Origin of the sequence: Neobacillus citreus (assembly GCF_018343545.2) — a bacterium.
Classification (GTDB): Bacteria; Bacillota; Bacilli; order Bacillales; family Cytobacillaceae; genus Neobacillus; species Neobacillus citreus.
Genome location: NZ_JAGYPE020000043.1, coordinates 35,089 through 51,358, shown reverse-complemented (window position 1 = coordinate 51,358; position 16,270 = coordinate 35,089). Strand labels below are relative to the sequence as shown.

Below are 16,270 nucleotides of genomic sequence, written 5' to 3'. Positions count from 1 at the left end.
TTCTCGGAGCGGCCAGGGAAACGGCGGACACTGCCCGGCAAGAGACCAAGACCTTCCGTAAAACCATTTTCCTCACTGTTTTCAAACAAAAGCTGCATGCCAAGGCAAATACCAAGAAGCGGTTTTCCGGTGGCAGCAAATTCCTTGATTGTATCTGCAGGCAGACGCTCCATCGCATCACGAAAGGCACCAACCCCAGGCAAAATCAGCGCATCAGCCTCAAGCAATTCACTATGATTGGCTGAAATGAAATATTCTGCACCCAGACGTTCCAGCGCCTTGCTGACACTAAATAAATTCCCCATGCCATAATCTACAATACCGATCATATAAACATCCTTTCTGGTGCAGTGGCACGCGGTGCCTGTTACTCCCCGAATTTTCTAGTATCTACAGCATTCCTTTTGTAGATGGAACACCTTTGATGCGCGGGTCGATGGTTGTGGCTTCATCGAGTGCCCGGCCAAGTGCTTTAAAAACAGCCTCAATCATGTGGTGTGTATTTTTTCCATAATGGACGATTACATGGAGATTCATCCGGGCCTCCAGGGCTAGCTTCCAGAGAAACTCATGAACCAATTCGGTATCGAAGGTTCCTACCTTCTGGCCAGGGAACTCCGCACGCATTTCCAAATGCGGGCGATTGCTAAGATCGACCACTACCTGCGCCAATGCTTCATCCATCGGAACAAAAGCATTGCCATAACGTTTGATACCACGTTTGTCACCAAGGGCTTCACGAAGCGCTTGCCCCAGACAAATGCCGATATCCTCCGTAGTGTGATGGTCATCGACTTCAATATCACCATTTGCATCCACTGTTAAATTAAATTGTCCGTGTTTTGTAAACAAATCGAGCATGTGGCTTAAGAATGGTACCCCTGTTTCCAGGTTGGAACTTCCTTCGCCATCCACATCAAACGTCAGCTTTATATTCGTTTCATTTGTTTTTCTATCCACTCTTGCAACTCGTTCCACGAGCTCACCCCACTAGTTATCGTTTTTTAATCTCGCCTCAACGGCGCGAGCGTGGGCCTCAAGCCCTTCCATCCTGGCAAATGAAGCAATTTTTGCGCCATTAGCCTTTAATGCTTTTTCACTATATATGATGACACTGGATTTCTTTTGAAAATCATCCACGTTGAGCGGGCTCGAAAAGCGTGCCGTTCCATTTGTCGGAAGCACATGATTCGGTCCGGCAAAGTAGTCGCCAACTGGTTCAGAACTGTATCGTCCGATAAAAATGGCTCCGGCATGACGAATTTTCCCCAACAGCTCCATTGCGTTTGCTGTCATCACTTCAAGGTGTTCTGGCGCTAGCTGGTTAACCGTTTCAACCGCCTCATCGATATTTTCCGTTACATAGATAGCTCCATAATCCGCAATTGATTGGGCGGCAATTTCTCTTCGTGGCAGCACAGCAAGCTGCTTTTCAACCTCTGTTGCAACCGCTTCGGCCAGCTCCAATGACGGTGTTACCAATACACTGCAGGCCCGCGGGTCGTGCTCCGCCTGGGATAACAGGTCAGCTGCCACCTCGTCTGCCCTGGCTGTTTCGTCTGCTAAAATAGCAATCTCACTTGGACCGGCAATCATATCGATGTCGACATCGCCGAATACTTCGCGTTTAGCAAGCGCAACGTAAATATTTCCCGGACCGGTGATTTTATCTACGGCTTGAATGGTTTCCGTACCGTACGCTAACGCCGCCACGGCTTGGGCTCCGCCAGCTTTGTAAATTTCTACTACACCTGCTTCCTTTGCGGCAACAAGTACCGCTGCAGGAAGTTTCCCATCCGCATCCGGCGGGGAAACCATGACAATCCTTTTCACACCGGCAACCTTTGCTGGAACCACGTTCATCAGCACCGATGAAGGGTAAGCCGCCGTTCCGCCCGGCACATATACGCCGACTGAATCAAGCGGGGTAATTTTTTGACCAAGAATTGTGCCATTTTCCTCCGTCGTCATCCAGGAAGGACGAAGCTGTTTTTCGTGGTATGTACGGATATTTTCCGCTGCCTCACGAACGATGGAAATAAATTGCTCATCAACCTTCCCGTAGGCTTCTTCAATTTCCTCTTCTGTTACGGAAAAAGAAGATAACTTTACACGGTCGAATTTCTCTGTATATTCACTTAATGCCTCGTCCCCACGGCTGCGGACATCGGCGATGATTCCTTTGACAACCGCCTGCTGCTCGGAGGTCCCTGCTTCAATTGATCTTTTTATCGAAATTAGATCCTGCACTCTTTGTATTTTCATTTATTAACCCCCCACAACTTCATGAAGACGTGCGACTAGGTCGTCAATTTGTGCATCTTTAATTCTGTAGCTGACTGGATTTACAACGAGTCTTGACGTAATATCAACAATTTTTTCGTATTCCACAAGCCCGTTTTCCTTTAGGGTCCGGCCGGTAGAGACAATGTCAACAATTCTGTCAGATAACCCGATGATCGGGGCGAGTTCGATGGAGCCATTCAATTTAATGATTTCGACTTGTTCCCCCTGCTCGCGGAAATAGGCCTCTGCAACGTTTGGATATTTCGTCGCCACTCTTGGTGCCACATCGTTCATTTTAGTATCAGGAAGCCCTGCAACTGCCAAATAGCAATAGCTGATTTTTAAATCAAGGAGCTCATAGACATCACGCTCTTCCTCGAGCAAAACGTCTTTGCCAGCAATTCCGACATCTGCTACACCATGCTCAACATAGGTCGCCACGTCCATCGGCTTTGCCAGAATGAAGCGCAGGTTTTCCTCGGCAACATCGATGATGAGTTTACGGGAATCATCAAATTCCGGCGGAAGTTTATAGCCTGCTTTCCTAAGCAATTCCGCCGCTTCTTCAAAAATTCGGCCCTTTGGCATGGCAATTGTCAATACATTGTTCATCGCTGTCCACCTCCGATTAAAAAGGTCGTATCGGCGAATTTTTTAGTAAAAGCATCTATGTCTTTAACGCCTGTAATATCCTGAAGCACTGTTCTGGTTCCTTCCTCATGCAGTTTCCGAGCAAGTTCGAAGGCTTCCTTCCGCCGTTCCTGACTGAACAAAATGCAATGCCCAGTAGTTTCCGTTTGGCCGCCTCCCATTGCCTCGAGCAGCATATCAAGCCGGACCGCAAACCCTGTTGCAGTTGCATTTTTTCCAAACTTCTCAAGTAAGCTGTAGCGGCCGCCGTTGCCAATCGGAAAGCCGACATTCCCGGCATAAACCTCAAATAAAATGCCAGAATAGTAGCTCATATGACTGACGATTGAAAAATCAAACTTCACATGCTCTTCGACACCATAATCCTTAATGACATCCCACAGCTCTTGTAATTCTGTGATTGCCTGCTTGCCTTTGTCATTTTCAATAACGTCCAAGGCAAATTCGATTACCTCTTCGCCACCCCTTAGCTGAAGCAGCTTCAATAGCCTTTGTTTATCAATCGAAGAGAGGTTGAACGACTGTACGCTTTCGCGATAGCCGACATAATTTTTTTCATATAAAAACTTCCTTAGTGCTGTCGCCCTGCCGTTGGTGCCAAGAATCTGCATGAACAGTTCCTGGGAAAACCCGACATGTCCGATTGAGACTTGAAATTCTGACAAGCCTGCTTTTTTTAAAGAAGAAATTAATAAAGCGATCGTCTCACCGTCGCAGGAGACAGTATTGTCATTCAAGTATTCGACACCAATCTGCTCAAATTCAGCGGGCCGGCCGCCCTCGCGCTGCTGGGCCCGGTATACATTTGCCGAGTACGCCAATCTAACCGGCAGGTCCTCATTTAATAACTTGGAAGCCGCCACGCGTGCAATCGGAGTTGTCATTTCCGGCCGTAAAACGAGGGTATGCCCCTCTTTATCGAGCAATTTAAAAAGCTGTGCATCGAGAATCGCCGAGGCCGCACCAACGGTTTCATAGTATTCAAGAGTCGGGGTTTCAATAAATTGATAGCCCCAAAGCTTCATCGTATCCGCAATTGAGGAACGTACTTGATGCTTTTTTTCATATAATTCTGGGAGCGTATCCCGCATCCCTAAAGGCTTTTCAAACATAAACAAGCGGCTCATCTTTCCCATCCTTTTCGAACGCTTTAGTCTGCTAATGTATTAGAGAATTAAAGTTAATTATATGTAGTTTAAACCTTGTCGTGGTTTTCGTCAATGAAAAAACATTGAATATAAAGACTTTTTGTGGGATTTCTGGCTGAGGGTATTGGCTGATTCGCCAAATCTTATGTATTATTCGCCTGATTCCGGATTTTATACACCAAAAAGGTTGCTTTCAAAAGATCAGACTGGCAACTATCCGCCAATTTTAGAGTGTTATCCGCCAAACCTAGTCCAATATCCGCCAAACTAGGAAACGTATCCGCGAACTTTATCTGAAAATCCGCTGAAGCCCTATAAATATCCGCCAAACCACAAAAACCACTATCAAAAAAAAGCCTGGTCAAACACCCCAGACCAGACTTCCATTTCAATTATTCTTTTTTCCCATAAATCGGATCATCGGCCCAGCGCTCGGCCTGCTGCTCTTTTGTATAAATGACCTGCATTGGGTTGCCCCCGACAAAATAGCCGGGAGGAACATCCTTATGTACCATCGTACCCGCTGAGACAATGGCCCCGTCGCCAATCGTCACCCCGGGCATGATAAGCGAGTTAGCGCCGACCATCACTTCGTCTCCGATGATAACATCACCCAAGCGGTATTCCTTTATCAAATACTCATGGGCGAGGATCGTCGTATTAAAACCGATGACCGTGTTGCGGCCGACGCTAATTTTTTCCGGAAACATGATATCCGGCATAACCATCAGCGCGAACGAAGTCTTTTCCCCTACCTTCATGCCGAGAAAAGTTCGATACAGCCAGTTTTTCACACTCATAAAAGGTGTATAGCGCGCCAATTGAATAATAATAAAATTTTTGGCAACCTTCCAGAAAGACACCGTTTTGTAAACCTGCCAAAGGGAGTTCGCGCCCTTGACAGGGTAGCGGACCGTTTTCCTCATACTTCTCACTCTCCGAGGATTTTTTATTTATCAAGGATTTTTAACAAATCCGGCATTTCCTCTAAGATGTAATCTGGATTTTGCTCGGCAATGTGATTGCGGCCTTTAGCCGACCAAGCGACACCTGCCGTCAACACCCCAGCATTTTTTCCGCCTAAAATATCGTGGAGATTGTCGCCAACCATCATCGCTTCAGATGGGGACGAACCAAGCTGTTCCAATGCTTTCAAAATTGGTTCTGGATCAGGTTTGACCTTGGTGACATGATCCAAAGCAATGACCGTATCAAAGAACGATTCCATCTTCGTCAAGCGCAGCCCCATCATCGCCACATCAAGACGTTTAGTCGTAACAATCGCAAGCTTATAGCCCTTTTCCTTTAAAGCTTGAATTGTTTCAAATACACCAGGGAATTCCTTCACAAAGGTGTCATGGTTTGCAACATTAAAAGCCCGGTACTCAGCAATCATATCGTCTACCTGCTCGGGGTCTACGGTGCTAAATGCCTCACTAAGGGTTGGACCCATGAACGGCAAAACATGCTCGCGCTGATACTTGCCGGGATAAAATTTTTCCAATGTATGCAAATACGATGAGATAATTAATTCATTTGTATCAATCAAAGTTCCATCTAAATCAAATAGGATTGTAGTAATTTTCACTATGCCGCTTCCTTTCTTAGTAGACCTGACCGCCGCCAAATGGTGCCGACGATTAAGGTTAAGGTAATCGCTACCCCCAGCCTGATCAAGAACAACGGCCAAACTGGGATGCCTAGCGGTACAAAAATTAATGTATCCTCAACAACTGCATGACAGGCGACGAGAAAAGTAAATGCCAAGGTCACGTCTTTATGGCTGACTCCGTCCTCTTTAACGGCTTGAATCATGACGCCTGCACCGTACGCCAGCCCGAACAAGAGACCTGCAGCCATGGTCGTGGAGGTATTCTCCTGCATGCCAAGCGATTTGGTAACAGGAGCCATCGTTTTCGAAAACTTTTTCAACCAGTTAATATCCTTCAAAATCTGAATGACCACCATAAGCGGAATAACAATCATCGCGAGTTGCAGGATCCCGAGGCCCGCTTTTTCAATCGCTTGTAAAAAAATTCCCCCGAGGCTTGATGGATGCCCTGTTTGCGCTTCGATTAAGCCGTACTTGGCTGGGTTGCTGCCGCCATGCCAGACAAGATTAATCACCGCAGCAGAAACAATCGCCAATCCCAGCCTTGTTGTCAGGACGACCCAAAGCTTGACGCCAGCCTTCATCGCAACACCGGATTCGATAAATAAGTTGTGTGAAAAGGATAGCATAACGGCTAAAATAAACACTTCTTTTACGGAAAAATCGAGTGTCAAAATGGCTCCGATTGCCGCATAAAGGTTCAGGAAATTGCCAAGAACAAGCGGAATGGCGGCATCTCCAGAGAGTCCCAAAAGCTTCATCAGCGGGGAAATCAGCTTGATGATCCACGGCAATACTGGTGTATACTGCAGCACGGCGACGATCAGCGTAACTGGAAAAATGATTTTCCCCAATGTCCAAGTTGTCTTTAACCCAGACAGGAGTCCGTTTTTAATCGAGTTGAACAGCATTTCCCCAAAACTCCCTTTTATGTTTTTACATGTGGTTTCATTTTATCTAATAATTTTTAGAACCTAGTTTGTCTGCTCCAAATACCTTGTTTCCGACAGCTGTTTTTTCCGGCGGTAAATTAAAATGATAATCGCACCAACGATTAGCGCAATCGAAATGGTTTGTGCCATGCGCAGGCTGCCTAGCATTAGGCTATCTGTACGAAGACCTTCGACGAAGAAGCGGCCGATGGAGTACCAGATCACATACGTTAAGAACAATTCCCCGCGGCGGAAATTAACGCGGCGAAGAAGCATTAACAGAATAAAACCGGCGAAGTCCCAAAGCGATTCGTATAAAAATGTTGGATGATAATAAGCACCGTTAATGTACATTTGGTTAATAATGAATTCCGGCAAATGCAGGTTTTCAAGGAAGGTGCGGGTAACCTCCCCGCCGTGGGCTTCCTGGTTCATGAAATTGCCCCAGCGGCCGATAGCCTGCCCGAGGATGATGCTCGGCGCAGCAATGTCGGCAATTTTCCAAAAGGAAATCCCCCGTTTTTTTGAAAAAATGTATGCCGTCAGGACGGAACCAATCAAGGCGCCGTGAATAGCAATTCCACCGTTCCAAATTTGCGGAATGTCTGCCAGGTGGTTTTTGTAATAGCCCCATTCAAAAATAACATAATAAATGCGGGCAGAAATGATGGCAATCGGAATCGCCCAAAGCATTAAATCGGCAAACGTATCCTTCGGCAGACCGCGGCGGTTTCCTTCACGAATTGCCAGGTACAAGGCAAGAGCAAGGCCGGAGCCTATGATAATCCCATACCAATGCACCTGGATGGGACCAAGCGAAAAGGCGATAGGGTTTAGCGGCTGAATATTTTCGTTCATCTAATTCTCCTCTTCCTATTAAAACTGTTCATGTGGTTCATTAGTTCCGCCACGAATTCCTTCCCTTTACATCTCTTCATGCTCGACATCTTCGATAACGTCGGACAGGCGGTCGGTAAATTGCTGAGCGGCATTGACACCCATACGTTTAAGGCGGTAGTTCATGGCTGCCACTTCAATGATGACGGCAATGTTCCGTCCTGGACGGACCGGTACGGTCAGCTTCGTTACCTCAGTATCGATGATTTTCATTTTCTCTTCATCCAAGCCAAGGCGGTCATATTGCTTCTTGGCATCCCAGATTTCCAGGTTGATGACAAGCGTAATCCGTTTGTTGCTGCGGACTGCCCCAGCACCGAACAGCGTCATCACGTTGATGATGCCTAGGCCGCGGATCTCCAATAAATGCTCAATTAATTCCGGTGACGTTCCAACCAGTGTGTCCTGGTCCTCCTGACGGATTTCCACGCAGTCATCGGCAACGAGACGGTGTCCGCGCTTAACAAGCTCCAGTGCTGTTTCACTCTTACCGACGCCGCTTTTTCCGGTAATTAACACACCAATGCCGTAAACGTCCACCAATACCCCATGCACAGCCGTGGTAGGCGCCAGTTTACTTTCCAAATAATTGGTCAGACGGCTTGAGAATCGGGTCGTCTTTAAAGTGGTTCTGAGAACCGGTACAGATTCCCGCTCTGCTGCTTCAATTAACACAGGAGGAACCTCCAAGCCTCTCGTCACAATAATAGCCGGTGTGATATCTGTGCATAGCCGCTCCATTCTGGAAGCTTTATCTCTTTCAGGAAGCTCTTCGAAAAAAGATAACTCTGTCATTCCTAAAAGCTGAATGCGTTCTGCCGGGTAATATTCAAAGTAACCGGCCATTTCAATTCCAGGCCGGGAAATATCACTCATCGTAATCGGGCGATTAATACCCTCTTCTCCGCAAATCAATTCAAGCTGAAATTTTTCTAACACATCTTTTGTACGGACCTTAGGCAAGGAAGCTACCTCCTTCAAATTTCCACTCATTTCAAAACAAACTACATCAAAAAATCAATTTGCTCCTATTTTAACATTTTTTTCATCTAAACCATACTTTAGTTGTTTAAATGTGTAACGTGGCACCATACAAAAATACCCGCCCCCAGTTTGGGGCGGGTATTTCGTTTATTTTTTCCTTGAAGATCTGTCTGAGTCCATAATCGTTTTTTGAAGGATAATATTGATGAGCGACATGAGCAAGGAGAAAAAGAGGGCCATGCCAAAACCGGAGATTTCGAATGCATCCCCCATTAAATAGTCTGTCAACTCAAGCGTCATCGCATTAATCACGAACAGGAACAACCCCATTGTCAGGACCGTCACCGGAAGAGTGAACAGGATCAGCAATGGACGTACTAGTATATTTAAGATGGACAAAAGGATGCTGGCCTGCAGTGCAGCCCAAAATCCTGTCAGATATAAGCTATCGTGAAAATAACCGGCAAACGCCATGAACAATACTGCATTGATCAAACATCCTATCAGCCATCTCATGTAACCAAACTCCTATTACAAAAAATTAATAAAGCTTGTTCATTAAAATATATTTGCAAAGTCCCTAATTATTCAAACGATTTTTGCAATGAAATCGAACCCGATTTAGAGTCCGCGTATATTTTTAACATTTTATCAGGGTGGTTGACGGATTGGAAGCGAAGCGATTTTTGAATCATTTCACTCTTTTCCTCTAAAATCTGCACGCCGACAAGCTTTAGATTAAAGCCGCCCAGATTGGTCTTAAGCTCGCCATTTACCGGCAGGCTCTCGGGAATATACAAATCAATTGGGCCAGAAGTTGTTTTGGCATGAATCCATTCGCAACGGTCACCACTTAAGTTCACGCTGACATGCCCATTAAAGGATTGGGCCTCCGCCTTTTTAAAATCACCGTCAAGCTTTATCGCACCATTTATCGTCTCGGCCTCGAGCTCATCAAAGCGGCTGTTCTTGACCTTGATTTTCCCGTTCGCTGTTTCTATCTCTGCTTTTGTGCCTGAGAGCTGTTCAAGCTTAATTTTCCCATTTGCAGTTTTTACACGCAGATCATTTACATTAATATCACCGCCGGAAATGGAGCCATTAAAGATCCGCACCCGTACCTTATCATACTGCGTTTTGGGCACGAACATCACGGCATCCACCTTCATCCATTTTTGCTGGGTTAAAAAGCTCAGCTTTTCGGACTCCACTGTAAACGTAACATCCCTTAAAAAGTTTTGGCGGGCCTGATCCTGATTGTCAACGCGATAAACCTTTGCCTGACACTCCACCCGAACATCCGGCTGATCCCAAGCAACTAGTTTCACAGAGCCATTCGCAAGGTCAATATCCATGTCCTTGAGTTCTACATTGCCATGGTGAAAAATATGCGAAATTTCATAGGAATGGCCAAAATTCAGGTCCAAATCAATCTCTTTTATTTTTTTCAAAGCAGTATCGACAAATTCAAAAATCTTTTCCTTTGTCGATTGATACTTAGCAAAAACAGGATCTTCCTTTTTCGCCTCCTCAAAGTGAACGGCCGATGATAACTCATTTAGGATTTGCGCCTGCTTTTGCTCCATCGTAGCTTGAGCCTTCTCCAATTCTTCGAGCAAGGTTAAGGCTTCCTCAACTGACAGCTTACCCTCTTCGACCATTTTTAAAATTCGCGTACGTTCCTCTTTCATGGTTTCCACCCTCTAAGGTTTAATATTTTTCCTCATAAAATCCTATTCAGCCATCAAGACCTTTACGCCTTTTATCACGTTCCAAATGATTACAACGACCCATATGATCGCAAGGACAATAAGGCTAACAATAAATATTATCGGAATTTGGTCTTGGAAATTGGCCATATCTATGATAAAAGCAACCACTGCCAAGGGAGTCAAAACGACGGGCAGCAAGTGTGACAGTAACGACTTCTTTGCATGCCCCTTGGTGACCTCATCCCCCGATGCAAAATAAACAACCACGGGAAAAGAAATCCTGCGAAAAAAATGCTGAAATAACACAGACTTGAGAGAACTTTTCTCGATTCCATTTTCACCACCACCCCTTATCCTTTATTTACGGATTGGGCCGGGAAAGGTTTCGAAATTTTGAAGTCGCTGCTTTTTATAAATCCGCTCAAGGTAGTATGGGATAGGGGTCTCGGGATTATCCGCCAGATATTGGGAGTTATCCGCTGAATTCCCGATTATATCCGCCAAAATTTTGGGTATTATCCGCCGAACTGTGCATCATATCCGCCAATTTCCTGCTATTATCCGCCGAACGCCAATTCCGAGGCTAACAACACCCATTAAATAGTGATTTTCCAAACAAAAAAAGAGCCGGCCCCACTTCAGAAGCGGTTCCGGCTCTTCTTAGACCTTATCTATGCATTGATGGCACTTTTATCTTCAATTTCCTGTTTCATTCTTAATCGGTCGCGCTCAAGGATTGGCTTGAGGTATTTTCCAGTGTAAGATTCTGGAACTTCAGCAACCTTTTCTGGGGTTCCCGTAGCGACAATCGTACCGCCTTTGTCGCCGCCTTCTGGTCCAAGGTCGATCAGATAATCGGCCGTTTTGATAACATCCAGGTTATGCTCAATAACCAATACGGTGTCACCATTCTCGACTAGCCGCTGCAGCACTACAAGCAAACGTGAAATATCATCTACATGGAGGCCGGTTGTCGGCTCATCCAAGATATAGAACGAACGGCCGTTGGAGCGGCGGTGCAGCTCGGAGGCAAGCTTGACGCGCTGCGCTTCCCCTCCCGACATCGTCGTTGCCGGCTGGCCAAGCGTCATGTACCCTAGTCCCACATCATAAATCGTCTGGAGCTTGCGGCTGATTTTTGGAATGTTTTCGAAAAATTTCACTGCGTCCTCAACAGTCATATCGAGAACTTCAGAAATATTTTTCCCTTTATATTTTACCTCGAGCGTTTCACGGTTGTAGCGTTTACCGTGACAAACCTCGCAAGGAACATACACATCAGGTAAAAAGTGCATTTCGATTTTAATAATCCCGTCACCGCGGCAGGCTTCACAGCGACCGCCTTTTACGTTAAAGCTGAAGCGGCCCTTTTTGTATCCGCGGACTTTGGATTCGTTTGTGGCAGCATACACATCACGAATGTCATCAAACACGCCGGTGTAAGTTGCCGGATTGGAGCGCGGCGTCCGACCGATTGGTGACTGGTCGATATCAATGACTTTTTCTAAATGTTCTATACCCTTAATACTCTTGTGTTGGCCTGGCTTCGTTTTTGCGCGATTAAGCTTCTGTGCCAGTGCCTTATGAAGGATTTCATTCACTAGCGTACTTTTTCCGGAACCGGAAACGCCAGTTACGGCGATAAATTGCCCTAATGGAATCTTCACGTTGACATTTTTTAAATTGTTTTCGGCCGCCCCTTTGATTTCAACATAGCGGCCATCTGGCTTACGGCGTTCAAGCGGCAGTGGAATAAACTTTTTCCCTGACAAATACTGGCCTGTCAGCGAGTTCGGGTCGGCCATCACCTCTGCCGGCGTCCCAGCAGAAACGACTTCACCTCCGTGCACCCCCGCACCCGGACCAATATCAATCAAGTAATCCGCCGCCATCATCGTATCTTCATCATGCTCAACGACAATCAGCGTGTTGCCGATATCACGCATATTTTGCAGCGTCCCAATTAACCGGTCATTGTCGCGCTGGTGAAGGCCGATAGACGGTTCATCCAGGATATAGAGCACACCTGTCAGCCGGGAACCAATTTGCGTCGCTAAGCGAATCCGCTGAGCCTCTCCACCTGAAAGGGTTCCTGCCTGCCTGCTTAAATTCAGATAATCAAGGCCAACATTGATCAGGAAGCCTATGCGCTCGTCTATTTCTCGTAAAATCAATCTGGAAATCTGCTCTTCTTTTTCGGAAAGCTGAAGGCTCGAGAAAAATGCCTTCGCTTCATCAATTGCAAGTTCGGTTATTTGTGAGATATGACGGCCGTTGATTAAAACAGCCAGTGCTTCTTTCTTCAAACGGTAGCCTTTACAGGTTGGGCATGGCTGATGGCCCATGTATTTTTCCATTTGCTCGCGGATGAAATCAGAGCTTGTCTCCTTGTAGCGGCGCTCGACATTGCTAATGACACCTTCAAATTGGATATAGCCCTCGCGGAGCTGCCCAAAATCGTTCTCGTAGCGGAAGTAAATTTTTTCCGAACCTGAGCCATAAAGAATTTTTTCAAGCTGGTGTTCCGGAAGGTCCTTTACAGGAATATCCATTTCAATACCATAATGATTGCAGACTGCTTCCAGCAGCTGCGGGTAATATTGTGAGCTTGTTGGTTCCCATGGAGCAATGGCATGCTGCTTCAAGGTCAAATCTTTATTTGGAATCACCAAATCGAGATCAACCTCAAGCTTTGAGCCCAAGCCATCACATTGCGGGCAAGCTCCGAACGGACTGTTAAATGAGAACATCCGCGGTTCCAGTTCCCCAATCGAAAAACCGCATTGAGGGCATGAGTGGTTTTCACTGAACAGAAGCTCTTCCTCGCCAATGACATCAACGATTACCTTTCCTTCGCCAAGACCCAAGGCGGTTTCAATGGAGTCGGCGGCACGAGCGGCGATACCTTCTTTAATGACAATCCGGTCAACAACCACTTCAATCGAATGCTTTTTATTTTTGTCAAGCTCAATTTCGTCGCTCAGGTCAAGCATTTCCCCATCAACTCGGACACGGACAAAGCCTTGCTTTTTAATGTCTTCAAATACCTTAACATGCTGTCCTTTACGCCCTGAAATCACAGGAGCGAGGATTTGCATTTTCGTGCGTTCCGGATATTCAAGAACGCGGTCGACCATCTGCTCAATGGTCTGTGAGGAGATTTCAATATGGTGAATCGGACAGGTTGGATGTCCGACTCTAGCAAATAACAATCTTAAATAATCGTAGATTTCGGTCACCGTTCCGACCGTTGAGCGCGGATTCCGGCTAGTTGTTTTTTGGTCGATTGAAATTGCCGGAGACAAGCCTTCGATCATGTCCACATCAGGCTTATCCATTTGTCCGAGAAACTGCCTTGCGTAGGCCGAGAGTGATTCCACATAGCGGCGCTGACCTTCTGCATAAATCGTATCAAACGCGAGCGAGGACTTTCCTGACCCGGAAAGTCCTGTCAATACAACAAGCTTATCTCTCGGAATGGTGACATCGACATTTTTTAAATTGTGGGTTCTGGCACCTTTCACAATTAATTTTTCCATTGCCATGCATTACGTCATCCTTCCGTTTATAAAAGCGGTGTTTTGTTACCCTTCCGCCTTTAATTCCAAAATTAAATCACGAAGCTCTGCGGCACGCTCAAAATCAAGCGCTTTGGCGGCAGCCTTCATTTCTTTTTCCATATCGCCAATCAGTTTGTCTCGTTCCTTCTTCGTCATCTTGCCAAATGCTGCAGTCGGTTTGTAATCTTCCTGTTCTTCCGCCGCATGGGTAGCGCGGATAACATCACGGATATCCTTCTGAATAGTCTTAGGCGTAATGCCATGCTTTTTATTGTACTCCTCTTGTATAGCACGGCGGCGCTTCGTCTCGCTGATGGCCAATTCCATTGAATTGGTCATTCGGTCCGCATACATGATGACATGACCGTTTGCATTCCGGGCCGCCCGGCCAATCGTCTGAATCAAGGAACGTTCCGAACGGAGGAAGCCTTCCTTGTCGGCATCAAGAATGGTAACCAAAGAAACCTCTGGAATATCGAGACCTTCCCGGAGCAGGTTAATTCCGACCAGAACATCGTATTTGCCAAGACGAAGCTCACGAATAATCTCAATCCGCTCAAGCGTTTTGATCTCAGAGTGCAAATACTGGACCTTGATGCCAATTTCCTTCAGATAATCCGTTAAGTCTTCGGACATTTTTTTCGTTAAAGTTGTGACCAGAACGCGTTCGTTTCGTTTAACGCGATCCTGAATTTCGCCAATCAGGTCATCAATTTGCCCATGGATTGGACGGACATCGATGGTTGGATCTAGTAGTCCAGTTGGGCGAATGATTTGCTCTATCATTTCTGGTGTATGCTCTTGCTCATAAGGTCCCGGTGTCGCTGAAACGAAGACAATGTTGTGGATATGTTTTTCAAACTCGTCAAACGTGAGCGGCCGGTTATCCAACGCAGATGGAAGGCGGAAACCATGTTCCACCAGAACTTCCTTCCGCGCCTTGTCGCCATTGAACATTCCCCTGATTTGCGGCAAAGTTACATGCGACTCGTCAATCACTATGAGGAAGTCTTCTGGAAAATAATCTATTAATGTATATGGTGTCGAGCCTGCCGGTCTGAGGGTCAGATGGCGCGAGTAGTTCTCGATTCCGGAACAAAAGCCCATTTCGCGCATCATTTCTAAGTCATAGCGGGTGCGCTGTTCCAGCCGCTGTGCCTCCAGCAGCTTATTGTTCTCTCTCATTATAGCAAGCCGTTCTTCAAGCTCTTTTTCAATATTCTCGATGGCTATTCGCATCTTCTCTTCCCTGGTAACGAAGTGAGATGCTGGAAAAATTGCCACATGATCGCGTTCACCGATGATTTCACCGGTAAGGGCGTCAACCTCGCGGATCCTGTCAATTTCATCCCCGAAAAATTCAACCCGCATACAGTGCTCATCGCGGGAAACCGGGAAAATCTCGACCACATCGCCACGTACACGGAACGTCCCGCGCTTAAAATCGATATCATTTCGTTCATATTGGATATCAACCAGACGATGAAGCAGCTGATTACGCTCAATTTCCATGCCAGTGCGGAGGGAAACCACCATCTCCCGGTATTCCTCCGGCGAACCGAGGCCGTAAATACAGGATACGCTGGCGATGATGATGACGTCCTTGCGTTCGAACAAAGAAGAAGTCGCGGAGTGCCGCAGTTTATCAATCTCATCGTTGATGCTGGCATCTTTTTCAATAAACGTATCTGTCTGCGGAACGTACGCTTCCGGCTGATAGTAATCGTAATAGCTGACAAAATACTCTACTGCGTTGTTTGGAAAAAACTCCTTGAACTCGCTGTAAAGCTGGCCGGCTAATGTTTTATTGTGGGCGATGACAAGGGTTGGTTTATTAATTTCCTTTATCACATTTGAAATGGTAAAAGTCTTCCCCGTACCTGTTGCACCAAGAAGCGTCTGGTACTTCTTATCGTTTCGGATGCCTTCGACTAGTTCTTTAATGGCACCCGGCTGGTCGCCTTGTGGGGAATACTTTGAAACTAACTCAAATTGGTCCTTCACACGGTTTCCCTCCCTTTTTAGAAAACTACCGTTAACACTTCCTTGAGGCAGCTAGAAAGTGTATCCTCCTAAATTGCATATTAACATTTTAACACATTTACCCAAAATCAAACCAGAAATATGCGAACTAATATTCGTTTTTTATGTATTTCCCTCTTTGTATATGGAAAATCCTCTTTCTGGTAAAAATAAGAGGTCTATTTTTACCGTGGGCACCCTCTAGTACCCCTTACCGGGCAATATAGGGCCTCTATTTTTACCATGGGCATCCTCTAATACCCCTTACCGGGCAATATAGGGTCTCTATTTTTACCGTGGGTGCCCTCTAAGACCCCTTACCGGGCAATATAGGGGCTCTATTTTTACCGTGGACATTCTCTAATACCCCTTACCGGGCAAAATAGGCCCTCTATTTTTACCGTGGGTGCCCACTAGTAACCCTTCTCGGGTCAAATGGGACCTCTTTTAAACTAAAAAAAGCCTG

At 46.1% G+C, this 16,270-nt stretch carries 14 protein-coding genes and 1 pseudogene; all 15 read right to left on the bottom strand.

Features of this window, described 5'->3' with window-relative positions:
• The coding region (gene hisH / locus KHB02_RS20215) for an imidazole glycerol phosphate synthase subunit HisH (RefSeq protein ID WP_241113987.1) at positions 1-329 on the bottom strand (329 nt) is incomplete at its 3' end.
• Between the two features lie 61 nt (positions 330-390).
• The gene (gene hisB, locus KHB02_RS20210; protein WP_213117719.1) at positions 391-978 is read right to left on the bottom strand and encodes an imidazoleglycerol-phosphate dehydratase HisB; all 588 of its coding nucleotides are present in this window, start codon (positions 976-978) and stop codon (positions 391-393) included.
• Between the two features lie 12 nt (positions 979-990).
• Positions 991-2,265, bottom strand: a complete 1,275-nt coding sequence (gene hisD / locus KHB02_RS20205; RefSeq protein WP_213144210.1) for a histidinol dehydrogenase — start codon at positions 2,263-2,265, stop codon at positions 991-993.
• Between the two features lie 3 nt (positions 2,266-2,268).
• Positions 2,269-2,898: an ATP phosphoribosyltransferase gene (gene hisG, locus KHB02_RS20200; protein WP_213144209.1), complete on the bottom strand. Its 630-nt coding sequence runs from the start codon at positions 2,896-2,898 to the stop codon at positions 2,269-2,271.
• Positions 2,895-4,064: an ATP phosphoribosyltransferase regulatory subunit gene (locus tag KHB02_RS20195; protein WP_213144208.1), complete on the bottom strand. Its 1,170-nt coding sequence runs from the start codon at positions 4,062-4,064 to the stop codon at positions 2,895-2,897. Before KHB02_RS20195 ends, hisG begins: the two co-directional genes overlap by 4 nt.
• A 413-nt stretch (positions 4,065-4,477) precedes the next feature.
• Positions 4,478-5,011, bottom strand: a complete 534-nt coding sequence (locus KHB02_RS20190; RefSeq protein WP_213144207.1) for an acyltransferase — start codon at positions 5,009-5,011, stop codon at positions 4,478-4,480.
• 23 nt (positions 5,012-5,034) lie between these two features.
• Positions 5,035-5,673: a pyrophosphatase PpaX gene (ppaX, locus tag KHB02_RS20185; RefSeq protein WP_213144206.1), complete on the bottom strand. Its 639-nt coding sequence runs from the start codon at positions 5,671-5,673 to the stop codon at positions 5,035-5,037.
• Positions 5,673-6,608, bottom strand: coding sequence for a nucleoside recognition domain-containing protein (locus KHB02_RS20180; RefSeq protein ID WP_213144205.1), 936 nt, complete (start codon positions 6,606-6,608; stop codon positions 5,673-5,675). Before KHB02_RS20180 ends, ppaX begins: the two co-directional genes overlap by 1 nt.
• Positions 6,609-6,671: 63 nt before the next feature.
• Complete coding sequence (lgt, locus tag KHB02_RS20175; RefSeq protein ID WP_213144204.1) at positions 6,672-7,487, bottom strand: prolipoprotein diacylglyceryl transferase; 816 nt, start codon at positions 7,485-7,487, stop codon at positions 6,672-6,674.
• Positions 7,488-7,553: 66 nt separating this feature from the next.
• Positions 7,554-8,489, bottom strand: a complete 936-nt coding sequence (gene hprK, locus KHB02_RS20170) for an HPr(Ser) kinase/phosphatase (protein ID WP_213144203.1) — start codon at positions 8,487-8,489, stop codon at positions 7,554-7,556.
• 168 nt (positions 8,490-8,657) lie between these two features.
• Positions 8,658-9,026: a phage holin family protein gene (locus KHB02_RS20165; RefSeq protein WP_213144202.1), complete on the bottom strand. Its 369-nt coding sequence runs from the start codon at positions 9,024-9,026 to the stop codon at positions 8,658-8,660.
• A 68-nt stretch (positions 9,027-9,094) separates the two neighbouring features.
• Positions 9,095-10,201 carry a DUF4097 family beta strand repeat-containing protein gene (locus tag KHB02_RS20160; protein WP_213144201.1) on the bottom strand — a complete coding sequence of 369 codons (1,107 nt, stop codon included), beginning with the start codon at positions 10,199-10,201 and terminating at the stop codon, positions 9,095-9,097.
• Positions 10,202-10,243: 42 nt separating this feature from the next.
• Positions 10,244-10,557: pseudogene (locus tag KHB02_RS20155) on the bottom strand (magnetosome magnetite crystal formation protein family).
• A 336-nt stretch (positions 10,558-10,893) separates the two neighbouring features.
• Positions 10,894-13,767 carry an excinuclease ABC subunit UvrA gene (uvrA, locus tag KHB02_RS20150; RefSeq protein WP_213144200.1) on the bottom strand — a complete coding sequence of 958 codons (2,874 nt, stop codon included), beginning with the start codon at positions 13,765-13,767 and terminating at the stop codon, positions 10,894-10,896.
• A 39-nt stretch (positions 13,768-13,806) separates the two neighbouring features.
• On the bottom strand, positions 13,807-15,786 hold the full coding sequence (gene uvrB / locus KHB02_RS20145) for an excinuclease ABC subunit UvrB (RefSeq protein ID WP_213144199.1): 1,980 nt from the start codon (positions 15,784-15,786) through the stop codon (positions 13,807-13,809).
• Between the last annotated feature and the right edge of the window lie 484 nt (positions 15,787-16,270).